The organism is Acinetobacter sp. LipI_23, from assembly GCF_058243045.1.
On record NZ_JBZAYJ010000001.1, the window covers coordinates 1,906,097 to 1,928,388 of the forward strand.

A 22,292-nucleotide genomic window follows, 5' to 3' on the forward strand; every position below is an offset into this window, starting at 1 on the left:
AAACGCTTAAGCTTTAGATGCAAATAAATCAGCCCACTGTTCTATACGATCAGGAATCGCAGACATTGATAGCCCTAATATATCACTAATCACTGCGCAAAGGTCGGCACCAGCTTCGATCACTTCACCTGAATTTTCAACTGTTAAGCCACCAATCGCACAAATAGGCACATCCAATTTGGCTTTGGCTTCTTTTAAAGTCTGCAAGCCAATATTGCCAGCTTCTGGTTTGGTCTCAGTTGCATAAATTGCACCAAAAGCGACGTAAGTTGCACCTTCAGTAATCGCCTTTTCAGCCAGCTCAATCGAGTTCAAACACGTACGACCAATCACCGTATCTTTTGGCAGGCGTGCGACAGCTTCGGCAACTTCGCCATCACCTTGCCCTAAATGCACACCAACGCCGTATTTAACGGCCATTTCTAAGTCATCATTGATCACAAAAGGAACACGATACTCAGCGCACATCGCTTTCATATACTCAACTTCGTAAGCCTGTTCTTCTTTGGGTACTTTTTTTCGGCGATACTGCAAAATGGCAACTTCACGTGTTGCCATTGCACCTTCTAGCTTAGCCAAAAGTAGCTCTAAAGGATCATCATTTGTAATTAAATATAAACCGCGCATTTAACTCTACCTTTGGGTTATGTCATTCTATTATAAAGCTAATGGTGACTAATTCTTTAATGAATTGGGACCGAAAATACTTTGCTTTGCACAAAAATCCCGCGGCCAAGTTCAGGCTATATAAAAATACCTATTTTCAGTGATAGTCGCCCCACCGCTTTCGCAGTTTAATGGATACAGAAAGCAACAAGAATAAAATAAAAATAACAACTTTATAACAAGAATAAGAGACACACAGCGATCTGATACGGCTTTTTAGCTTTTTAAACCAGTGATGTTGAAATAACATCATAAAAGCTAAAAAGCCGCATATTTTAATTAACGTCCATATAAAAAAAGCCTAGAGAAGGTCGCTCTAGGCTTGGAAAACTAAAAGCACTTTAAAGTTCAAAGTACTTATATATTATTTGATGAAAATATAATCAACTACCTCATTATTAGAACATTAATTCATACTTTGCAACTGTTAATTTCAAGCTTTTCATAAAACTTTCATGATGAAGTCACAAAGTGCTTCACTAACTTGGAATTTTATCCAAAGCACGATCTTGTAAGCTTAAATTTCCACGTAAAACATCGGAAAACATGCGCCAGTCAGAAATAAAACTATACAAAGGCTGTTTAAAACTAGCTGGCTTATTTTTTTCAAAAACAAAATGACCTACCCACGCACAGGCATAGCCAGAGACTAAGCCGTATATAAAATAACGCGGCTTGCGTTTAAGTATGGCTTTAGAGAAAAAGTACAGTCCAATTGAACTACCCGCGACGTGTAGCCGACGACTCATGATGTTGCGGTGCTCTGTTAGATAAAAACGATAAAACTGGTGATAGTCCTTAATCGGCAATTGAAAATTAGGTTCAGCGTCGTGTTCCTGTTTCGGTTCAACCTGAGCATTCATCTGTCATCATCCTGATGTTTTTCTATCAACATAACTGAAAATATGCAATCTGCAAAGTGCAATCGCCTCTGGGCGCGCGTCCACTAAAAACAGAATTGTTTTTTGATCAATCTCGCACTGCAACTTTGTTTTATTGTGTCGTCAAGTCTTACATACTGTCTCTTTTTCGCTACAATCCAGTGGTCCATTGTTGTGCCTTTAGCGCACATAAAAACAAACTACAGATCATGCATCTAAATACATAAAGGCTTGGCACTGACCTAGCCCCTCAAATTAGGAATTTTTCATGGTTGAAATTGAATTAAAATTTCAGATTAGCGAAGCACGACGTACCGCCCTTCTTAAAGCTTTAGATCCTAAAAAATCTGAAACGATTCAACTTCAAGCCAAGTATTTTGACACGCCTGATCGCCTCTTGGCCCAACACGGCGCTGCTTTGCGTCAGCGTCTTGAAGGTACTTGCTGGATTCAAACACTCAAAGCCGCAGGTAAAAGTCATTTACACCGTTTTGAACATAATCATCATTTGGGTGAGTTAGAGTCATCTCCTGAACTGGACTTAAGCATTTATGCAACTATTCCAGAGGCTCAGCAAATTTTAACCCAAGCTTTAGGCTCAGATGCAGCTGCGTTAAAGCTCACCTTTGAAACGGACATCCAACGTACCTATCGCGTCATTAAGTTTGAAGACGCTGAAATTGAAGTCTGTTTAGATGTTGGTGTGGTTCGTGCATCTGGTCGAGAACAGACCATCCATGAGGTAGAGTTTGAACTCAAATCAGGCTCTGTTCAGTCGCTTTTGGCTTTTAGTTTTGAATGGGTGAAGAAGTATCAACTGTGGTTAGATGTCCGCAGCAAAGCCGAAATGGGTAATCTACTGGCACTTGAGCAAACCGTAAGTCCAGCACGTTTTGAAAAAGAGTTTGTCTTATCGAAAAAAGAAAGTGCAGCACATAACCTGAGTTTGTTGATTGGTCAGCAAATGCAGCATTTACTGCCGAATATTGCTGCAATTTCAGCAGGTGTTGCTGAGCAAAGCCATATTGATCAGGCTCAAACCGCTTTAGAGCACTTACAACTGACCTTAGCTTTGTTTAAAGACTGGAATAGTAATATTTCTGATAAATGGGCGATGCAACTTGCTGCATTTAAGCATCAGTTTGATCATTTACAACATTTGCAGCATATGCAAAGTACCCTAGGTGCTTTTCTTCAAAACCCAACCACTACTGAAAATCTTGCCAAAGACATTTTATATGCTCAAGAAAAGCTTGGAAATTTAGTTAAATCGACCCAAAACGTACATCATTATCTTGAATTATTGACCTTTAGTTTAAGTTCACATGATCAGGTGCAAAAGCAGGATTTAAAAACCTATGCACACAACACCCTGCAAAACCAATATCGACAGCTACAAGAAAGCTTAAATACTGCAGATATTAGCCACTTTGAAAGCTTAGATGTTGTGGCGCAGAAAATTAAGGAATTGAAGTTTAGCTTTCCTATTTTAACATCCATTTATGATGTGAAAAATTTGCAGAAATACAGTAAAGCGTTAAATGATGCCCAACAAGCCGCACATGAATATCAAATCTTGGCGACTTCAGCTACATACATTCAACAGACCGAACTTGAAGCCAGTGATTGGTTTGTTTTGGGTTGGCTCACGGCAAAGCTTGAAGTTTATGCCGATAAACTTTTAGAAGCGACAGAACAGTTCTTAGTTAGCCGTAAATTCTTAAAATAACGCTCTGTATCCCATAGCAGTCATGTTAAATACATGACTGCTATCGACTCTCCATGAGGCTTGATAAGCCCCAAAACCACGATAGACAATCGTGGTTGGTGGCATGGATGTCACCAATTTATCTGTGATAAAAAAACATTATCAGAACAATACAGGCTTTATATTCATTTTTATTCTTTAAGAAGATATAGCTATGCACCCCTACTTAACGTCGAGTTATAGTCACTTCACGGCGACAATCCATACTTATTAACCCTGCATGTTTCTCAACCACGATCTTATTTTAAAAGTGACATCTAGCCCACTATTTCTGCTCTTTTAGCTTATACCTATTCAAAACTGGTCTTTTTTTGCTCAATTTAGCATATAGTAAAACGTAGATTGTCATGAGTCAGGGCTATGCAAGAGATTGAATTTAAGTTTCAAGTTCCAGTTAAGAAGCGTAAGGCCTTGCAAAAAGCCTTTACACTGCTCAAGGCTGAGCCGATTCATTTGGCAGCCCAATACTTTGATACAGTCGATCAAACGCTTGCTAAGCATTGCATCGAGATTCGACGGCGTCTGGAAAATGATGCATGGAAACAAACCTTCAAAGCAGTGAACAGCGCAAAAGCATTGAGTCGCTTTGAACTTGAATTTGATATTTCACTACCTGAAACGACTACACTCGACTTAGATAACTATAAAGATTATTCCGCTATCTACAAAAAATTAAAACGCGCTTTGGGGCTTCCACTTCCAACCCTTGAATTGCTCTTTGAAACCAACATCCAACGTTTACGCGTTTTGCAGGATGTTGGAAGCAGTACAGTTGAAATTGCTCTCGATATTGGCAAAATTTTTAAAGAACAAAACAGTGTTGATATTTTCGAGATCGAATTTGAATTAAAACAAGGATCAACAGAGGATTTGATCGCATTTATACGACCTTGGGTTCAAAAATACCAACTGACTCTCGACATACATAGCAAGTCAGACTATGGTCTTCAAGTGGTTCACCAACAGACCTACTTTCCTGCGCAGTATCAAACAGCTCTTGTACTGAACAGAACCTCAAGTGAAGCTGAAGCGCTACAAAGCATAGTGGCCAATTGCTTACAGCACTTACTTCCGAATGCCAGTTCAATTGCTCGACAGCAGTACTCCAGTGAGCATGTGCACCAAGCACGCGTGGCAATCCGCCGATTACGTAGTGCACTAAAAAGTTTTGCTGCATGGTCGGAGGCTACGCAACCGCACTGGAAAACGGAACTCACCACTATTTTTCAAGCCTTAAGTGGAACACGTGATATCGATGCGCTGAACGAGGATTTACTTCCTCAGCTAATTGAGGCAGGTTATCCATTAGACCATCTTGCTCCAAGTACAGAAGCCATCACTGATGTCTGCGCTCTATTCCAACGACCAGAAACGACTCAACTTTGGCTTGAATTAATTTTATTTACAGAGCAAGAACTAGATTCGCCTTCAAAAAGCAAACTGAAAAAACATGCACTCAAAGTGATACAAGCTTTACACCATAAAATATGCGCACATGCCGAGCACTTTAGCCAGCTTGAAGATGAGGAAAAACACCGCGTTCGTAAGCAAGTCAAACAACTGCGTTATAGCATTGAGTTTGTGGCGTCTTTACTCGATGCAAAAGCATTAAAAACCTATTTAAAAAAACTCAAAGCAGTTCAGGAAAGCTTAGGGCACTATAATGATTTGGTGGTTGCAGACGCCTTATTTCAACAAGCCCCTGAACCAGAAGCCGCTTATAGTTTTGCCGCAGGCTGGATCGCTGCGGAAAAAAATAGAATGCTGAAATTGGTTGAACAACAACTGATGTTGTTCAGTCAAACCCAAAAGCTGAAATAACCTTTAAACCAAAATATCCACCAACAGTGAAAAGTTCTTCTATAAGTGAATTTCCTGTCTATACCTAAGTTAACGATACTTTCCATACACTTTCCACATATTGTTATCTGCTAAGGGGTCGTTATAGCTATCACTGCGCTGTTTACGTGGTTTGTCTCGAGCATCGACCAACTCAAAATGTGCTTCGGTACTTAACACAATACCATTTACATAAAATCGGGTACGGGTATATTCACTCTGCCCATGCTGAAACACATAGGTTCTGAGGTCAATAAATTCCCTATGCGCAACCAAGGCGGCATTATCATCGCTGTCTAACCAAGCACGCATGGCTTGGACTTGCTCTGGTTCAAATTGTCCGCATTTTTCAATTAAGCTCGCAATGCCGCGAAAACTTTTAGACTCTTTGGCGCGGGTCTTATTAATCCGAATACGATCGACGTGAAAATAAAACAGCGGTAAGTTCAAATGACTAGGTAAATGAATTGCATCCAACACTTCATCTTCCATAAAAGGTTGGAACAAGTCTTGTGCCCGCTCAATCAAACCCGTCCACTGAAGATAGTAGTCCTCGACTTCCGCTTTCGTGCCGTAATAGATTGGTAAGCCTTCAACATTGGCTAAATTTTGTGGTGGCCAAATGTTTTGACGCAATAAGGCAATATCACTTTTTAAACTTTGTACCGCAATCGCATCTTGCATGGATATTCTCTATTTTATTGCTTAGGCTATTTTTAGATTAAGGCAAAGGTTTAGTTTCTGCAAGGCTTTGCCTATAATGCAGTCTGAGTTATTTATGTATTTTAGGACAAGTTCATGGTTCAGAAGATTGAAGCAACAGATGTAACCGAAGAAGAAGCGTTGAATGCTGCTTTTTTTGAACGTGCAGATGAATTTATTAAGCAAGCCAACGATTTTTGTCGCACTGAAAAAGGTTCACAAGTGAAACCTGCTGAAATACGTGGCCAAGTGAGTGCTGCGATGTTGTTTGGTACAGCCCGTTTTAACACATGGGTGGCAGCCAACAACTTTAAAGATGGCGATGAAATGCGTGATGCCAAAGAACAAGTGATGTCTTATATTTTGCAGCAGTTCCAAATGATGCTTGAAGACAACTATGACGAATATTGTGAACAGTTTGAGAACTACCTTCGTTTCCGTCATAACGAAGAATTTCATGCCAACAAGCATGACCACAAACACGATCACTGATCAATCCAAGCCTGCCTCGTGCAGGCTTTTTTCATTTCGTCGTATTTGAAACGAAATACAATGTTGCAACACCTCAATTTACAGTAAGGTAATCGCTAAGGAATATGACTTAGGGAAGAACATGCAGCATTTGGACTTTGCACTCATCGATCCATACATCCATCAGTGGGACCCCTATAACACGCCACATGCAGCGGCTTTGGCAGTCAAATTATTGGGTAAGCATCCTAAGCTTTTGGACAAAATGGTTCGTTTGGTGAAACCTAAAGATCTGATTGAAACCCTAGGCCTAACCCGTCATATCACACGTCCTTATTTGCCCCAAGACTATAAACACGATACTGGCCCATACACAATAGAACAAGTGGTACATGTTGAAGCCAGTTGGCATCACAGCAAAGGCAAAGGTGTGGTTGAGGAAACTCAGTTTATCGAGTCTTTAGCTTTTGGGGCCGATACGGTCAAATTGGGTGGCATTGTCGCAACAGCTGACCCACGTGATCGTAACTTTAAAAAGATCCTAAAATTACACCATAAAGCTTCACCACACTTTCGTGGTATACGTAAAATGGCGTCTTTTCATGAAGACAAAGCAATCCATGCGTGGACAGATGAGCCACACTTATATCGCAATAAAAAATTTCTCAAAGGCTTCGAAGTGCTGTCCCAATACAACTTGAGTTTTGATGCTTGGGTTTATTCCACACAGCTTGAAGATGTGATTTATCTGGCCAAGCAGTTCCCTGAAACTTCCATTGTGCTAGACCATTTGGGTACACCCGCAGGTTTATTTGGTCCAATTGGTGCAAATACAGGCATGACGCAGACGGCACGGGAAAATATTTTCTTCCGTTGGAAAGATGACTTAGCTGAACTTGCAAGCTATCCGAATGTCTATACCAAAATGTCAGGGCTTTTCATGCCTGTATTAGGACATCGTTTTCATAAAGAAGGCCGACTGGCTTCCAAACAAGAAGTCTTTGACTTTGCACATCCCATGATTACACATGCCCTCGCCTGTTTTGGCACCTATCGGGTGATGTTTGCCTCTAACTTTCCGATGGATTCGGTCAGTACATCGTTGGTGAATATTATCGATGCCTTTAGCGATGTCGTCGCAGCCTATGACCCTGATGCTTTAAAACGCGTATTCCATCACAATGCCAAACAGTTTTATCGGCTTTAATTGAAAAAATAAGAAAACTAATTTCTAAAAGCTATAACAAAAAGAACCCCTCAATTTTGAGGGGTTCTTTTTAAATGAAAACTGAAATCTTTACTTTTTCAGCGCTGGTTGCGCTTTGCCATATTGGTCAGCCATCACTTCAACCAACTGATCCAGCTTAATATACTTCTGAATCACCGCATCAACATCGGCTTTACTAATTTTTGCCAATGCTAAATCACGTTGTTCACGATCCAGTAAAGTACGATTACGCTTCATTTGAGGAATTAACATACGATGGATATTGCGACTATCTTCAAGTGCAGTCACACGCTTTTTCAAAATATCAGCCTTGGCAGCTTCCACTTCCTGTTCAGTAACGCCTTTTGCCAGTAACTCATTCAACACTTTATAGACCGCCTGAGACACTTGAGCCGATTTGCCTGCGCTATAGTTTGCATCAATCGTCAGCGCTCCTGACTCCGTCCAGTCATCCAACGAAATGCTGCTGCCGAAACCATAGACCAAGGCATTCTTTTCACGCAGCTCTTGTGCCAAACGAGAAGATAACTGCGACTCACCTAAAATGTGCTCGAGTACCTGTAAAGCAGGTGCATCTGGGTGGTATGTGCCCACAGGGAACGTCATAATACTCTGATAGCTACCAAACTCACGCTGCTCTGACAGTGCATGTACACGCTGCGCTTTATATGCAGTAAAGTCAGAAGTAATCCGCTGATAAGGCGCTGCCGAATTCCAGTTCGCAAAAGCCTGATTTAAAGTCTTTTTCATCTTTTTCGTATCAATCACGCCCGTTACCGAAATTTGTGCATGATTCATCGCAAAAAACTGCTGATACAACTGTTTAACCTGAGCTTGTGTTGCGGCCTGATACTGCTTCTTGACATATTCAGGCTCGAAGTGATGTCGAATATCCCCAATTGGATAAGTTTCAAGTAAACGAGCAATGGTTAAAGCCGCTACAGTTTCAGGTTCAGTATACGGTCGATCTAGACTTGCTAAGCTTTGTGACTTAATCAAATCAAACTGGCTTTGTTCAAAGGTTGGATTTTTAAGGACATCAATCACGAAGTTAAAAAATTCATCAAATTTTTCTTTCTTCGCCACGATTGAAATATTAATCCCATTGCCATTACTTGAGGCACTTGCTCCACCGCCCGCATCGATCGAGTGATCGGCAATATCTTGCAAACTATATTGAGTTGAAGCTCTGAGCAGTAAATAAGAAGTTAAATCTAATAACTCTGCTTTATTAAACAAACTTTCTGCAGTACCGAAATCAATCGAAATGGTGGCATAAGTCTTATCATCACGCGTGGTACTTGGGTACAGCGCATATTGCATGCCATTTTTTAACTTACCACGCTGAATTTGTTTTTCAGCACTTTCTAAATACTGCTTTGAGCTTTTTACATATCCAGCCACTTCTGCCTTATACGCACTGACATCTTTCAATGGTTCTTCAGCCACTGCTTGTTGGTCTAAAGTTTTTGCTGGGGTCGCTGCTGCCGCTTGTTCAAGTGCTTTTTTCTGATCTTCTGGGGTTGGTAAAATAGTGCCTGAAATACGATGCTCAGGCACTAAAAAGTCATCTAAACGTTGGTTCACATCAGTAACGCTGAGCTGTTGTAACTGTTGCTGATCTTTAAAGTATTGTGTCCAATCACCATTGGCAGAAACCACATAGTCACTGAGCATGCCACCGACTGCTGTTGCACTGCTGAACATGCTTTCTTGAGCATTTTTAATCATGCTCTTCACACGGTTGAGCTCAACCTCGTTGAAGCTTGGTGTTTTTTCTACCCCAGTAACCAAAGCCGACTCGACTTTTTTCACATCATGGTTGGGTGCATAAACTGCACCCATAAACACCATATTGAAATCTTGGTCTAACCATGTGGTCGACTGAACTGCTGTCGCCGTTCCGGTTTCTACGATGCTTTGGTACAAATGTCCACTGGGTTGCATGGTATATAAATACGGTGACACCGCCAACGCGGTCTTAATGTTCTCGTTTTTACCATTCAGGTAAATATTATATTTGGCTAAGTTACTGCCTTTTTTCACCACAAACTGGCGTTCTTTAATCTTACTGGCATCTAAGACAGGCACTTTAACTTTCGCAGGCACAGCGCGCGCTTTAATCGCACTAAACTTTTCATCAATCTGCTTCAGTACAGCTGCTTGGTCAAACTTACCTGAAATAACAAATACCGCATTATTCGGTGCATACCAGTCACGATAAAACTTATTCAGTTCAGCCATTTTGATTGACTGTAACTCATTTAGATCACCAATCGGTAAACGCCCTAAATATTGATTACCATAAGCAGACTTCCACATCTGATCCATGAGTACCGAAAAAGGCTGATCCATACGGACTTCACGCTCGCGTTTTACAATCGCGATTTCAGACAGTACATATTTTTCTTGGAGCACCAAGCCGTCCATACGCTCAGCTTCAAGATGAATCAGCTCATTAATCGCATTTTGTTCAGGACGAACCACATTAATATATTTGGTTGAATAATAGTCCGTGCTGGCATTATTCATTAAACCGTACTGATCTAAGCGGCGCTGAAACTCGTCCCCTGGAACATTTTTAGTTCCCTTGAACGCTAAATGTTCCAGTAGGTGCGCCAAACCGCCCTTACCTTTGGGATCGTTCAATGAACCAGTCAAATAGACCATATTCATATACACTTTATTTTCTTTATCGTTTGGCGCAAGAATAATACGTAAACCGTTATCTAATTTATATTCTTCAATTTTCTGTTCCGATTTTACCAATACGGGTTGTGCCCATACTGTGCCCCCAAAGCCAAGTAGCAATACCGACAAACTCAATGTTTTAAAACGCATTAACATTATTTTTCCAAATAATTCGACAAAATATGAATGATTCTCAACATCATAGAGGAAAGTGAAATTATTTTTATAGTAATTTGGTGAAAAATAGCATTTTAATCAATGCTTATTTTTCACCAGTAGTTTTAATTTAAGAGAATTACAACTTAATCTAAGTAAAGTTCAGCCGTCATATATAACTTGGCATAGCCTGAGATTTGGATCCGTGTTTCAGACTGAAGATCGCAGTAAAGCAATCCTCCACGGCTCGATGCCTGATAGGCAATCAATGAGGTTTTACCCAACTTCTCCGCCCACAAGGGCGCAAGACCTGTATGCATGGAGCCTGTCACAGGGTCTTCATTGATGCCTTTATGCGGTGCGAAATAACGCGCGATATAGTCATAGTCTTGCGACGTTGAAGTCAGGGTAACATCCAAGTTTTCAGCGGTAATAGCAGTACTGACTTTGTGCTTTTCTGCCATTTGACGAATTTTATCCAAGTTCGGTTTGGCATCCTTAACGGCCTGCTCAGACTCACAGACTAAAATATAAGCCTGTGGGTTTAAATAGACTTCTTTAATTTCACAATCGACCAACTCATGAATTTCCGCAGGATAGTCTTCTAACTTTTGCGGTGCACGAATTGGAAAATTCATATGAATCTTGCCGTCAGCATCTTGATCAATGATAAAAATACCCAAGTCTTTTACATGAAACTGGATACGTTTAGCATCGGTATAATCGCGAAACAGGACGAAACTACTGGCTAAAGTCGCGTGCCCACAAAAGTCTACTTCAACCTGAGGAGTGAACCAGCGAATTTCAAAGTTTTCAGCATCAATCACTTTCACAAAAGCCGTTTCTGCCAAATTGTTTTCCAGGGCAATATTCTGCATCAAATCTACTGCTAACCATTCATCACGCACAATCACAGCTGCAGGATTACCTTTGAATAATTCAGTTGTAAAGGCATCGACTTGATACATTTTCATCGTTTTTCTCCTAAATTGAAGCTTTATTTTGCAAAAAACTGCGCAAAAAAGTAGATACAGTTTTTCGTCATTTATGGATACACGCCCAATAAAAAGAAGCCTAATCATGAAGATAGGCTTCTTTTCAGTTCATAAGCTATATATTTCTCAGCTTAGACTTCTTTTAAGTCCACATTGTCTTGCTCAAAAATGCGCTTATCTGTTTGACCTAAGACTTGACTGGTCACGACACCTGCGGTCATCGAACCATTCACATTCAAAGCTGTGCGACCCATATCAATTAAAGGCTCAATTGAAATGAGCAGTGCAACCAAAGTCACAGGCAAGCCCAACATTGGCAGGACAATCAGCGCTGCAAATGTTGCACCACCACCTACACCTGCCACCCCAATCGAGCTCAAGGTCACGACACAAACCAAAGTCAAAATCCAAAGTGGATCGAGTGGATTAATGCCAACTGTCGGTGCAACCATAACAGCCAACATCGCAGGATACAGCCCCGCACAGCCGTTTTGCCCAATGGTCGTACCAAATGATGCTGAAAAGCTGGCAATCGACTCAGGTACACCCAGACGTCGTGTTTGCGCTTCAATATTTAAAGGAATACTCGCAGCACTTGAACGGCTAGTAAACGCAAAGGTCAGCACAGGCCAAACCTTTTTAAAGAACTGAATTGGGTTCACGCCTGTGAGCGCCAAAATCACGGCGTGCACGATAAACATAATCGCCAAGCCGATATAAGACGCAACCAAGAAGCCACCTAAGTTTAAGATGTCCGCCATTTTAGAGTTGGCCACAATATTGGTCATGAGTGCGAACACACCATAAGGCGTGAGCATCATAATTAGACGCACCAACTTCATGACCCACGCTTGCAAGATGTCAATTGCAGACAACAGTTTTTGCCCTTTCTCAGCATCCGCTTTCATGAGGTTCAAGCCTGCAATGCCTAAAAACACTGCAAAAATGACTACACTGATAATTGAGGTTGGATGTGCCCCTGTCAGCTCGGCAAAAGGATTGCTCGGAATAAATGACAGAAATAAATCAGGCACTTGCAAGTCAGCCACTTGCCCGACATAGTCAGTTTGAATCGTATTTAAACGTTCTGTTTCTTGTGCCCCTTGCACTAAACCTGCCGCAGTTAAGCCGAACAGATTGGTCACCACCACACCGACAAATGCAGCAATCGCTGTGGTAAATAACAAAGTCCCAATACTGATAAAACTAATTTTACCCAATGAACCCGCATCGTGCAGCTTAATCACAGCGCCTAAAATGGAAACAAATACCAAAGGCATCACCACCATTTGTAGTAGTTTGACATAGCCTTTGCCGACCAAATTAAACCACTGTACCGACTCTTGCAGTACAGGCGAATTCGTACCATAAAACCCATGTAAAGCGAGACCAAAAACAATACCAAGACAGAGACCCGCCAGTACTTTCTTCGCTAAACTCCAATCGGTTTTACGGGTTCGGCCCAGTAAAAAAAGCAATGCAATAAAAATGATGACATTGACGATTAAGGGGATATTCATATTGTTTCCCTAAATGATGCTGTCATAATTATAAATCAAAATTTAAACGGGCTTACTGTTTTGCGCCATATTCCACGCTGAATGTACAAATTTAGACTGAATTGGCAGTTTTAGAATGTGGTATAAAGCATTTAAACGGCTGTTAAAGTGTTCTTTTACATGAATCAATCTTTGCTTAATCCTCACATTCTGCCCGTCCCTTTAGAAAAAGCATATCGGCTACTCAACCACGGCCCAACCGTGCTGGTTTCTAGTCAAGATGATGAAAGCACCGATGTCATGGCCGCGGCTTGGGCATGCGCTCTAGAGTTTAGCCCAGCCAAAGTGACGGTGGTACTCGATAAATCGACAAAAACCCGCAGTATTATTGAAAAATCGGGTTTGTTTGCGCTGCAAGTCCCTACACTTAAACAGCTGAAAATGGTCTACGCACTGGGCATGATCAGTCAATATGATGCTCCTGAAAAGTTACGTCAATGTGGGGTCGAACTTTTTCAGTTTGGTCACAGCCCAATTCCAGTGGTTGAAGGCTGTAGTGCATGGATTCTGTGTGAACTCATTCCTGAACCGCATAATCAGCAGCAGCATGACTTGTTTATTGGCAAAGTCATTGCCGCTTATGCAGATGATCGTGTTTTTAGAGATGGCCATTGGTACTACCATGAAGCCGCAGATGAATGGAAAAGTATCCATCATGTTGCAGGCGGGCATTTTTATACCATTGGTGATGCAGTGGATATCAATCAACTCAAAGATACTGATTAAATTGACTGCGCCTTTACTCCGCTCGACTAAAGGTGGACATCACCCGATTGTTTTATTGTAAATTTCATCTTATAGTTCAAGTGTGTTTTTTAAACAAATAGTCAAATTATGATGAACAGGACGTTCTCAAGCACCGTACAACTGAGTCTCTTTCTCTGCCTGAGTATGTGCTTGGGAATTGGCATCTTACGTTTTTCTTATACCGCGCTACTGCCGTCCACTCGCGAAGCCTATGAATGGTCACACAATTTCGCCAGTCTACTCGGTAGTGCCAATCTGCTGGGTTATCTGATCGGCGCGTTCTGGGCGATGAAGTTGCCACAAAATGCAAAAATGCCGACCTATATCATTTTTGCTGCGCTCTTTGGTTCAATCAGCCTGTTTGCCTGTGCATTTGCGCATTTTAATGAAGTCTGGTATTTGGTGTGGCGCATCATTTCAGGTATCGGCGGTGGTTTGCTGATGATTCTATCGCCCAGTATTGTGGCACAGTGCAGTGAGTTACAGCACCGTTTTAAAATTAATCTCATTGGATTTAGCGGAATAGGAATTGGTGTATTGGCAGCCACGCTGTTTATGCCGTATTTAGACCGTATTGCAATCAGTAGCGCATGGTTCATTCTCTGTGGCTTTGCATTTGTCATTACATGGTTATTATGGATACTTGTTCACCCTTTCCAAAAACAACTGCACAGTATCCCTACAAGCCAGCCCCAGACTTATACAGTGAATAAAATTTACTATAGCTTACTCATTGTTTATGCCTGCAGCGCCTTTGCGTATATTCCCCATTCTTTGTTTTGGATTGATTACTTAAGCCATGTGTTAACGCTAAATTTATATTGGATCAATTTTAACTGGATTTTATATGGCTTAGGCAGCGCTTTGGGTGCAGCGACAGCTTATGCTTTAGCGCGTAAATTTGGCAACTTTCTGGCTTTAAAGATTTTATACAGTGTCTATATTGCGGCAGTTTTTATTGCGGTTCTGAGTTTTTCGCCCGTATTTACGCTCATGTCCTCATTTCTCACAGGCCTACTGAACCCTGCGGTGGTTTTTCTCACTTCCTACACCATCTTACAACTCTACGGCTTGGCCTATAAAAAGTTGTGGAGTATGGCAACACTCAGCTTTGCAACGGTCCAGCTGCTCGGTGGTTTAAGTTTTAGTACCTTGCAACATTTGGGTTGGTCATATCACTTTCAGTTTATGCTTGCTGCGGGAGTTCTCGGTTTAGGAACACTGCAACTATTTTACTTTACCCGTACGACATCCAGCTCCAATTCAACAACTAAAAAAGAGGCCTTTTAATCCTTCACATAGAAGGAAATCGAAAAAGAATTGTAGGTTCCGTTATAAAGGGCCGTCCATGTTAAATACCTGTGATATTTTTAACTTACCTCTAAATAATACAAATGTACTGTGTAAGTATAAGAAAAGAACCCAATTGATGTGCCTTCTATAACCAATACAATTCACGCATTCAAACTTTTACAGCTGTAAATCAAAGCTCGGTTATTTCAATGCATTTAAAGTTAAATACGGATAAGGATTCACAGCTCCTTTCCCAGTCCTATAAATTCCATAGTGCAAATGTGGTGGCGTATTCTTGGCATTGCCCGTGTTCCCGACATAGCCCAATACCTCTCCCACTTCAACCCAATCACCCGTTTGAATATTAGGCGCATAAGCATCTAAATGTGCATAGTAGTGACGGCTTAAGTTTGGTCCCATTACCCATACTACTTGTCCACCTAGACTATTGAGGCCGACATCCAAGACAATGCCTGATGTGGCGCTTAAGACAGGCGTACCACGTTTGGCAAAGATATCAATACCTTGATGTTTTCGGCCCTGACCACGTGCAGCCCCCCAAGTGTCCTGTATCTGCTTATGGCTTACACCTTGTACAGGCACATTTAAGTTTTTCTCTAAAGGTGTCTTATATAACTGCCAATATAAATATGGATAACTCAAACCTGCTGCTTCACCCGAAGCGGGTGGCTGACATCCACTCATCAGCAGACTTGTACTTAAAATAGCTCCACTCAGAACTAAACGAGACATGATTCAACTACTCAGCTAATTTTTAGATATTAAAATAAGATAAAGTTACCTTTTCATACTAAATGCCTCATATATTGAAAGATATCTTATATATGTAACGGCAAAGCCCTCATATAAAATGAGGGCTTTGCTTCAAATAAACCACGTAAAACTACTTACGCTTCTTCAGTTTTTTCTCTAAGGCTTTCAGCTTAGACTGATGCTTAGAGATCTTTTTTAAACGTGCTTTGATCTTCTGTTTTAATGTTTTCACAACATTATTCGACATAGGGTCCTCCTTTGGTTCAACTCCCTTTGATCGATTCTTCCTTGAAATGCCTTTAACATTCGTTCATGAAATAGCAATACGCCTAGCGTTGTTGCTGATCTGGGTTCGGTTGGTTTTGATTCGGCTGTTTTTGCTGACCTTGATTTGGTTTGGGTTGTTGTTGCTGTTGTTGCTGGTCTGGTTGTTCTTGTGGTTGATTTGGTTGTTGTTGACGTTGCTGCTGATTGTTCTGCTGTTGATTTTGTTGATTAGCCATGAGACTACTCCTTTATCATCTGCCGTAACATTCGACAAAGACCACCATACATCACTCAGCTAAAAACCCAAGCTATAAGCTGTATCAAAGTACTTCATTGTAATTACATATATAAATTGTGGTTAAGAATCAACTCTCCTTTTTATTTAACCTTACCTATACTCACTGAAAGCACAAATCCTTTAACCTAGTTTTACATTGCAAACCTATTTCCAGAGCTATTTTCAACACAACAAAAGAAAACCCGCAGTATGTGCGGGCTTCTACCAATTCAGCTTAAAACTTATTCCATATTTGCAATGATAGCCTCACCAAACTCTGAACAACGCAATAAGGTTGCATTTGGCATTAATCGCTCAAAATCATAAGTGACTGTTTTCGCCTCAATTGCCCCTGAAATCCCCTTAATGATCAAATCTGCCGCCTCAACCCAGCCCATGTCCCGTAGCATCATTTCAGCAGAAAGAATAATAGAGCCTGGGTTGACTTTATCTTGGCCTGCATATTTTGGTGCTGTTCCGTGCGTGGCTTCATAAACAGAAATCGCCCCACCAATATTCGCACCTGGCGCAATACCAATCCCTCCAACTTCTGCAGCCAGTGCATCAGAAATATAGTCACCATTCAGGTTTAAAGTTGCAATCACTGAATAGTCCGCAGGACGCATTAAAATCTGCTGCAAGAATGCATCGGCAATCACATCTTTAATAATAATGTCTTTACCATTTTTTGGGTTTTTAATTTTTACCCATGGCCCGCCATCAATGAGCTCACCACCGAAGCGGTCCATCGCAAGTTCATAGCCCCACTCTTTAAACGCCCCTTCGGTATATTTCATGATGTTTCCTTTGTGAACCAAGGTCACACTCGGCTTATCATTATCAATCGCAAATTGAATGGCTTTACGCACAAGGCGCTGCGTTCCCTCTTTCGATACGGGCTTAATCCCAATACCACAGTTATCTTCAAATCGGATTTTAGTCACGCCCATTTCTTCTTTGAGAAACTTAATCACTTTCTTCGCTTCAGGAGAGTCAGCTTTCCACTCGATTCCAGCATAAATATCTTCTGAGTTTTCACGAAAAATGACCATGTCGGTCAGTTCAGGATGCTGAACAGGTGATGGTACCCCTTCAAACCAACGTACAGGGCGTACACAGACATACAAATCTAATTCTTGGCGTAGCGCCACGTTCAAAGAACGAATGCCCCCACCGACGGGTGTGGTTAAGGGGCCTTTAATTGAAACCACAAACTCGCGTAGCGCATCAAAAGTTTCTTCTGGCATATAAGAGCCATAAATTTTATTGGCTTTTTCACCGCAGTAGACTTCCATCCACTCAATCGAGCGTTTACCACCATATGCTTTTTGTACTGCAGCATCAACTACAGTTTTCATAGCTGGTGTAATGTCGACACCAATACCATCGCCTTCAATAAAAGGAATAATCGGTTGATTTGGAACATTTAAGGATAAATCTGCGTTTACGGTAATTTTACTACCATCCGCAGGAACGATGATCTTCTGATAACCCATTTTGCAGGCGCTCCCTTTTATTATAATTGGCAAATTTAAAAAATAATTGCCGATAGACAATACTTTCCACTCTTCTTATCGCATAATAGCTTAATCGAATTCCGCTGTTTTTGAGATTTATACGAGAAATAACTACATTTCTCTATTAAATAAATCTTGATATTTCTTATTTTATGTAATTACAGAAGTTATTGACTATGAAAATCGTCATCCTGAATAATGCTGATAATATGAGTCTGTATCAATCCGTTACAATCTAATCAAAACCACTAAAACCTTTACAAAACAAAACTTACACTCTATTTTAGTCTTTTTTATTCTATTTTAATCCTCAATAAAAACGGGTATCTTAACGGGTAACATATTTCTATTAACAAGATACCCGTATGCTCACAGATGCAAAAGTCAGAACTTTAAAATCACTAGAAAAATCTTACCGAATACTTGATGCTGAACGTTTATATATTGAAGTGCGCCCGACTGGTAAAAAAATTTGGCGATTCAAATTTGTCTTACATGGAAAAGAAGGGACTATTAGTTTTGGCGAATACCCTGCAGTATCACTTCAGGATGCTCGTAAGCTTAAAGACGAGGCTAAAGCTAAACTTGCTAAAGGCTTGAACCCTGTTGAAGAAAAGAAAAAAGATAGAATTGAAAAAGAATTGGCTGTTAACAATACATTTAAGGCCATTGCTCAAGAATATGTTCAAGAGAGAATGAAGTACAAATCAGAGGACTATATCGGCCGTTTTAATAATTCTATGGAAAAGGATGTCTACAAAGCCATTGGCAATAAGCCAATCAATGACGTTAGCTCTGCAGATATCTTATCCATTATGAAGAACACTGTTCAACGTGTATTAAGTCAAGGGAAGCATGGCACTGGTGAGTCTGCTGCCAACCTTAATCGTAGATTCATTGGTTTAGTTATGCGCTATGCAATTGTGACTTTACGCGCTGATAACGATCCCACATACGCGGTAAGGGAGGCCATTGAATCCCCTGAGGTAGAACATGCTCGACCACTTGAAAAGCATGAGAAGAATGCACTACGACAAAATATTGATAGTTATGGAGGTTCTACAACCGTTAAGAATGCATGTTTGGCAATGCTTTACTCTATGCTCAGGACTGTTGAAATAAGAAAAATGGAATGGAGTTTTGTAGATTTTGAAGAGAAGATTATCAAATTTCCTAAAGCCTCTAGACGATTAAAGCAAGAACGAACAATGAAGAAAAATCGAGTTCATATCGTTCCCATTTCCAATCAATTACTTAATATTTTGAATGAACAATATGCTTTTACTAAAGATCAAAAATATGTATTCCCTTCCCCGCAAAAAAGAGACTGCATGATCTCTAGAACTACTCTAAACAAAATGCTTACATATATTGGCTTAAATCAAGTAACAGCTCATGACTTTAGGGCTACAGCCTCAACTGAATTAAATGGCCTTGGCTATAATACTGACTGGATTGAAACACAACTAGCCCATGCCGAAGTAAATAAGACCCGCGCTTCATATAACCATGCGAAATATTTGACTGATCGTAGAAAGATGCTTCAGGATTGGGCAAATATTGTAGATAGCTGGAGCACATGAATTATGAAAATATCAGATATAACACCCAACTAACTACCTAATGCACTAGATAAGTAATGAAAGTAAAATCGGTTCTAGTGATTGATTGGGAGTTATTTGGAAAGCTAATCGAAAAAGAAAAAATTAACATATCTCCCTCGGTCTCAAGATGGAGTGCGTTTTATACTGGCTTTGGTGTAAACGATCAAAAAATTGTATATTACTGAATATTTCTCTCATGTGCGCAAACTTTGAAGCGATCAGAAAGAATCGCGCATTCTTGCTAGACCTTCCTGAACCAGATCAATTAGAATTCCCTAAAGACATATTTCCGAACTCCCCCTCACCTTTGATCTTTTCCAATGACGTCAAGATCAAATAGATATCAGTTGATTTTGGAATGATTCTCAAATGGGCAAAAGAAAAAATTTTTGGAAAGTACACATATAATGCCTGGACAGAGATGGTTGCTGAGAAACCCAGTTTTAGAGAAGCTCGGCACAAGTCTCAATTTGGTTTAATCCATTTCGAAACCATCTTTGAACCCCAATACATTAATGGGAAATCGCACTCGAATGAGCTGTTTCAAGAAGGAATTTAGTTTAAAAAGTGCTGTGTGATTTTAATATGTATCGAGAACAAGGCTGCATACAACCTGGCCTTGCTTACTAATGTTGAATCGATAGAACGAAATGAAAAGCTACAGCTTGCTGTGAAAGGTGTCAAAGAAAGGTTTAGGTTGACAACAAAAATGTTTAACACTAGAGGGATTGCCAGTTCCTCCTTATTAAAACAACGTGGAAAGGTGCTAAGGTTATTAGAAAATTAGGCCCTAATTTATTGATTTATGTATAATCCTTTAAAAAATTAGGACACAACTCTAAATATGAAAAGCTTTTTAATCTCTGGGGCTTTCGCACTCTCACTATTTTCCACCTTAGCGAATGCGGAATACTATAAAGTTTACATTAAAAGAGACGATAGCAACATCTACATGGATACCCAAGCAAAACTAATTATTAAAACTAAATATTGCTATGAATATATTTATGGAGAGGAAGCTATTTTGATTTACGATAAATATTCATACTCAAATCAGTTAATTTTTAAAAATGGTGAAAAGTGTGACGTTGACTGGATTGCGGTCATTCAATAAATCAGTTTTACCTCCTTTTTCTCAATTCACACACTGCACACAAACTAGGACATGTACCTTTGTCGAAATCGAATATGCTGCACAGCCTGATAGCAGTTGGGTGGCCGCTTTTTGTTTTTCTGGAAGTAGTCGTCTGCTTACACATGGTACGCTTATTAAAAAACCACCCTAAGGTGGTTAAAATATCTAGAAATAATTATTATGAGTTCTATTTTATTATTAGAACTTATTATTCATCAGTAATTTTTTCCTTAGATGGCTCTCTGAAATACTTATAAATTTCATACTCATAATTAACATCATCTAACAAAGTATGTTTGCTGGATTTTTTACTTTGTTTCATAACAATGGATAAAGAAATCTGGTCTTTCTTACTCTCATCAATAGTAATATGTTGTATGAAACCTGCTAACCATAACAGAAACTCATCTTCATTTGAGATTCGAGGAATTAGGGTTAAATCCAACCTTTTAATACCCTCAATTTTATTCTCATCATCAAAAATGGTCGCACAAATTTCATGATCAACTTTTAAATTGCTTGAGTGGGTATACTCTCTAACTTTGAGGATTATCAATGTGAAAAGGCCTTTTTGATCCCTTTCAATACCAACCTCTTCCTTAATGTCTTTTATGACTTTTTCAGCCAAAGCTAGATATTGTGGCATGATAATTTCCTTTATATAAATCATACCTAAACTATTATGTGAATACATAATCAATAATTAATTACTCGTTTGTTACGTAAATGAAACTTCCAGTAAATATTGTAAATTCACAATTACACTAAAATTTAACCAGTTTACATATTCTATCCATATTGTGATGTAGTTATATCTTGCAATAAAAAACCACCCGAAGGTGGTTTAACTAAACATCATTGACATCTGTCCAAACTCATAAATGAGTAATGTGAGACCAAATGCTGAGGCTGAAAATACGAGTACTTCTTGCGAGGTCATATCCATCTCCTTCTATTGTTCTATTTAATGCTCTAGTCATTAAGAATGCATTTGACTCTAAATGCAAACAATTATCACAAATTCTAGGGATAGACATGTAAGAGGTTTTATAAAAGTAACTGTGACGTTGATTAAGTGTATAAAGTTGTATAACAACATTTCATAAGAGAGAAAAAACCTCCGCGAATAATAGATATCGAACAGGGTCTTTTATGTCTGATCCATTTAAAAAAATAGAGGCTTAGAACTCTCTTAAGATGGATTGCTTAAAAATTTACGCATCTGTCTATGTCTTCTAGTGAGACCTAGTACCTCTTTGCGCTTAATAATTTCATCTTTAGTAAAAGGCAGATGATTGATAAGCTCCTCAATCGCCATAACACTATTTTCAATTAAGAAAATATCCTGCTCGGTTGTCCAATTTGAGGTTATATGCTCAGATTTTTTAGGCAGTCTTTTCATAAAAAGAAATTATACCTAATCATGAGGACTTTTAAATTTCTTCAAGCACTCTCGGCATACACAAATTTCTTTATGGTCATTTGTGTAATCAATCTCTCTAGCACCATGAAGGCCAAATATACACATTAATAATCTGATCATCTTATTCCTCCTTTAAGTACCTAAAAAGTATATGTCTTAGGCATCTATATTTATATGAATCCCTGTAAGACAGCATTTCGAACAACTTTATCGAAGTTTGAATGAAATGAATTTTCAGTAGTGTGACTCTTTAACAATAAACAGAAACTTGCTACCGCACCTATGCTCACCAAAGTTAA

19 protein-coding genes are annotated in these 22,292 nt (G+C 39.7%); 8 read left to right on the forward strand and 11 right to left on the reverse strand.

What is annotated here, in order from left to right; genetic code table 11:
- Nucleotides 1-6: 6 nt before the first annotated feature.
- Nucleotides 7-627 (reverse strand): thiamine phosphate synthase, encoded by a 621-nt coding sequence (thiE, locus tag AC4CVD_RS09390; protein WP_078424989.1) that lies wholly within the window; start codon nucleotides 625-627, stop codon nucleotides 7-9.
- Between the two features lie 518 nt (nucleotides 628-1,145).
- Nucleotides 1,146-1,529 carry an Mpo1-like protein gene (locus tag AC4CVD_RS09395; RefSeq protein WP_005401111.1) on the reverse strand — a complete coding sequence of 128 codons (384 nt, stop codon included), beginning with the start codon at nucleotides 1,527-1,529 and terminating at the stop codon, nucleotides 1,146-1,148.
- Between the two features lie 286 nt (nucleotides 1,530-1,815).
- Between AC4CVD_RS09395 and AC4CVD_RS09400 the strand changes: the two genes are divergently transcribed.
- Both AC4CVD_RS09400 and AC4CVD_RS09405 read left to right on the forward strand, forming a co-directional pair.
- On the forward strand, nucleotides 1,816-3,276 hold the full coding sequence (locus tag AC4CVD_RS09400) for a CYTH domain-containing protein (RefSeq protein WP_490752980.1): 1,461 nt from the start codon (nucleotides 1,816-1,818) through the stop codon (nucleotides 3,274-3,276).
- 399 nt (nucleotides 3,277-3,675) lie between these two features.
- On the forward strand, nucleotides 3,676-5,136 hold the full coding sequence (locus AC4CVD_RS09405) for a CYTH and CHAD domain-containing protein (protein WP_490752982.1): 1,461 nt from the start codon (nucleotides 3,676-3,678) through the stop codon (nucleotides 5,134-5,136).
- 69 nt (nucleotides 5,137-5,205) lie between these two features.
- Here the strand turns inward: AC4CVD_RS09405 and AC4CVD_RS09410 are convergent, their stop codons facing one another.
- Nucleotides 5,206-5,838, reverse strand: coding sequence for a hypothetical protein (locus AC4CVD_RS09410; RefSeq protein WP_335998161.1), 633 nt, complete (start codon nucleotides 5,836-5,838; stop codon nucleotides 5,206-5,208).
- Between the two features lie 114 nt (nucleotides 5,839-5,952).
- Between AC4CVD_RS09410 and AC4CVD_RS09415 the strand changes: the two genes are divergently transcribed.
- Together AC4CVD_RS09415 and AC4CVD_RS09420 are read left to right on the forward strand one after the other, a co-directional pair.
- The gene (locus tag AC4CVD_RS09415; protein WP_004696747.1) at nucleotides 5,953-6,348 is read left to right on the forward strand and encodes a DUF3144 domain-containing protein; all 396 of its coding nucleotides are present in this window, start codon (nucleotides 5,953-5,955) and stop codon (nucleotides 6,346-6,348) included.
- A gap of 121 nt (nucleotides 6,349-6,469) precedes the next feature.
- Entirely contained in the window at nucleotides 6,470-7,534 is a 1,065-nt protein-coding gene (locus tag AC4CVD_RS09420) for an amidohydrolase family protein (RefSeq protein WP_490752984.1), read from the forward strand.
- A gap of 90 nt (nucleotides 7,535-7,624) precedes the next feature.
- On the opposite strand, the gene AC4CVD_RS09425 is transcribed toward AC4CVD_RS09420, so the two are convergent.
- The 3 genes from AC4CVD_RS09425 to AC4CVD_RS09435 all read right to left on the reverse strand — a co-directional run bounded on the left by AC4CVD_RS09425 (nucleotide 7,625) and on the right by AC4CVD_RS09435 (nucleotide 12,917).
- Nucleotides 7,625-10,402, reverse strand: a complete 2,778-nt coding sequence (locus AC4CVD_RS09425; protein WP_490752986.1) for a M16 family metallopeptidase — start codon at nucleotides 10,400-10,402, stop codon at nucleotides 7,625-7,627.
- 146 nt (nucleotides 10,403-10,548) lie between these two features.
- Nucleotides 10,549-11,376, reverse strand: coding sequence for a PhzF family phenazine biosynthesis protein (locus AC4CVD_RS09430; protein WP_419275594.1), 828 nt, complete (start codon nucleotides 11,374-11,376; stop codon nucleotides 10,549-10,551).
- A gap of 152 nt (nucleotides 11,377-11,528) precedes the next feature.
- Nucleotides 11,529-12,917 (reverse strand): L-cystine transporter, encoded by a 1,389-nt coding sequence (locus tag AC4CVD_RS09435; protein ID WP_490752988.1) that lies wholly within the window; start codon nucleotides 12,915-12,917, stop codon nucleotides 11,529-11,531.
- A 159-nt stretch (nucleotides 12,918-13,076) separates the two neighbouring features.
- Between AC4CVD_RS09435 and AC4CVD_RS09440 the strand changes: the two genes are divergently transcribed.
- Both AC4CVD_RS09440 and AC4CVD_RS09445 read left to right on the forward strand, forming a co-directional pair.
- Nucleotides 13,077-13,682 (forward strand): flavin reductase family protein, encoded by a 606-nt coding sequence (locus AC4CVD_RS09440; RefSeq protein WP_005401102.1) that lies wholly within the window; start codon nucleotides 13,077-13,079, stop codon nucleotides 13,680-13,682.
- Between the two features lie 108 nt (nucleotides 13,683-13,790).
- Nucleotides 13,791-14,993, forward strand: a complete 1,203-nt coding sequence (locus AC4CVD_RS09445) for a YbfB/YjiJ family MFS transporter (RefSeq protein WP_490752990.1) — start codon at nucleotides 13,791-13,793, stop codon at nucleotides 14,991-14,993.
- A gap of 204 nt (nucleotides 14,994-15,197) precedes the next feature.
- On the opposite strand, the gene AC4CVD_RS09450 is transcribed toward AC4CVD_RS09445, so the two are convergent.
- From AC4CVD_RS09450 to icd, 3 genes are all read right to left on the reverse strand, one after another.
- The gene (locus AC4CVD_RS09450; RefSeq protein ID WP_058869762.1) at nucleotides 15,198-15,749 is read right to left on the reverse strand and encodes a M23 family metallopeptidase; all 552 of its coding nucleotides are present in this window, start codon (nucleotides 15,747-15,749) and stop codon (nucleotides 15,198-15,200) included.
- A gap of 350 nt (nucleotides 15,750-16,099) precedes the next feature.
- The gene (locus AC4CVD_RS09455) at nucleotides 16,100-16,273 is read right to left on the reverse strand and encodes a hypothetical protein (RefSeq protein WP_004696738.1); all 174 of its coding nucleotides are present in this window, start codon (nucleotides 16,271-16,273) and stop codon (nucleotides 16,100-16,102) included.
- 283 nt (nucleotides 16,274-16,556) lie between these two features.
- Nucleotides 16,557-17,810, reverse strand: a complete 1,254-nt coding sequence (gene icd / locus AC4CVD_RS09460) for an NADP-dependent isocitrate dehydrogenase (RefSeq protein ID WP_005401098.1) — start codon at nucleotides 17,808-17,810, stop codon at nucleotides 16,557-16,559.
- 386 nt (nucleotides 17,811-18,196) lie between these two features.
- On the opposite strand from icd, the gene AC4CVD_RS09465 reads away from it, so the two are divergent.
- Nucleotides 18,197-19,414, forward strand: a complete 1,218-nt coding sequence (locus AC4CVD_RS09465) for a tyrosine-type recombinase/integrase (RefSeq protein WP_078424976.1) — start codon at nucleotides 18,197-18,199, stop codon at nucleotides 19,412-19,414.
- Nucleotides 19,415-20,387: 973 nt separating this feature from the next.
- Entirely contained in the window at nucleotides 20,388-20,549 is a 162-nt protein-coding gene (locus AC4CVD_RS09470; protein ID WP_212749328.1) for a hypothetical protein, read from the forward strand.
- Nucleotides 20,550-20,778: 229 nt separating this feature from the next.
- Here the strand turns inward: AC4CVD_RS09470 and AC4CVD_RS09475 are convergent, their stop codons facing one another.
- A complete protein-coding gene (locus tag AC4CVD_RS09475) occupies nucleotides 20,779-21,216 on the reverse strand; it encodes a hypothetical protein (protein ID WP_490752993.1) in 438 nt (145 codons plus the stop codon).
- A gap of 546 nt (nucleotides 21,217-21,762) precedes the next feature.
- Nucleotides 21,763-21,972: an acyl-CoA thioesterase gene (locus AC4CVD_RS09480; RefSeq protein WP_114837733.1), complete on the reverse strand. Its 210-nt coding sequence runs from the start codon at nucleotides 21,970-21,972 to the stop codon at nucleotides 21,763-21,765.
- Nucleotides 21,973-22,292: the final 320 nt, after the last annotated feature.

What these genes read in the sequence shown, in the direction of transcription:
- AC4CVD_RS09480 (WP_114837733.1), bottom strand. Translation starts at nt 21,972, where the DNA reads ATGAAAAGACTGCCTAAAAAATCTGAGCATATAACCTCAAATTGGACA.
- AC4CVD_RS09440 (WP_005401102.1), top strand. Translation starts at nt 13,077, where the DNA reads ATGAATCAATCTTTGCTTAATCCTCACATTCTGCCCGTCCCTTTAGAA.
- AC4CVD_RS09395 (WP_005401111.1), bottom strand. Translation starts at nt 1,529, where the DNA reads ATGAATGCTCAGGTTGAACCGAAACAGGAACACGACGCTGAACCTAAT.
- AC4CVD_RS09420 (WP_490752984.1), top strand. Translation starts at nt 6,470, where the DNA reads ATGCAGCATTTGGACTTTGCACTCATCGATCCATACATCCATCAGTGG.
- AC4CVD_RS09470 (WP_212749328.1), top strand. Translation starts at nt 20,388, where the DNA reads ATGGATACCCAAGCAAAACTAATTATTAAAACTAAATATTGCTATGAA.
- AC4CVD_RS09450 (WP_058869762.1), bottom strand. Translation starts at nt 15,749, where the DNA reads ATGTCTCGTTTAGTTCTGAGTGGAGCTATTTTAAGTACAAGTCTGCTG.
- icd (WP_005401098.1), bottom strand. Translation starts at nt 17,810, where the DNA reads ATGGGTTATCAGAAGATCATCGTTCCTGCGGATGGTAGTAAAATTACC.
- AC4CVD_RS09410 (WP_335998161.1), bottom strand. Translation starts at nt 5,838, where the DNA reads ATGCAAGATGCGATTGCGGTACAAAGTTTAAAAAGTGATATTGCCTTA.
- AC4CVD_RS09415 (WP_004696747.1), top strand. Translation starts at nt 5,953, where the DNA reads ATGGTTCAGAAGATTGAAGCAACAGATGTAACCGAAGAAGAAGCGTTG.
- AC4CVD_RS09425 (WP_490752986.1), bottom strand. Translation starts at nt 10,402, where the DNA reads ATGTTAATGCGTTTTAAAACATTGAGTTTGTCGGTATTGCTACTTGGC.
- AC4CVD_RS09465 (WP_078424976.1), top strand. Translation starts at nt 18,197, where the DNA reads ATGCTCACAGATGCAAAAGTCAGAACTTTAAAATCACTAGAAAAATCT.
- AC4CVD_RS09400 (WP_490752980.1), top strand. Translation starts at nt 1,816, where the DNA reads ATGGTTGAAATTGAATTAAAATTTCAGATTAGCGAAGCACGACGTACC.
- AC4CVD_RS09405 (WP_490752982.1), top strand. Translation starts at nt 3,676, where the DNA reads ATGCAAGAGATTGAATTTAAGTTTCAAGTTCCAGTTAAGAAGCGTAAG.
- AC4CVD_RS09430 (WP_419275594.1), bottom strand. Translation starts at nt 11,376, where the DNA reads ATGAAAATGTATCAAGTCGATGCCTTTACAACTGAATTATTCAAAGGT.
- AC4CVD_RS09475 (WP_490752993.1), bottom strand. Translation starts at nt 21,216, where the DNA reads ATGCCACAATATCTAGCTTTGGCTGAAAAAGTCATAAAAGACATTAAG.
- AC4CVD_RS09445 (WP_490752990.1), top strand. Translation starts at nt 13,791, where the DNA reads ATGATGAACAGGACGTTCTCAAGCACCGTACAACTGAGTCTCTTTCTC.
- thiE (WP_078424989.1), bottom strand. Translation starts at nt 627, where the DNA reads ATGCGCGGTTTATATTTAATTACAAATGATGATCCTTTAGAGCTACTT.
- AC4CVD_RS09455 (WP_004696738.1), bottom strand. Translation starts at nt 16,273, where the DNA reads ATGGCTAATCAACAAAATCAACAGCAGAACAATCAGCAGCAACGTCAA.
- AC4CVD_RS09435 (WP_490752988.1), bottom strand. Translation starts at nt 12,917, where the DNA reads ATGAATATCCCCTTAATCGTCAATGTCATCATTTTTATTGCATTGCTT.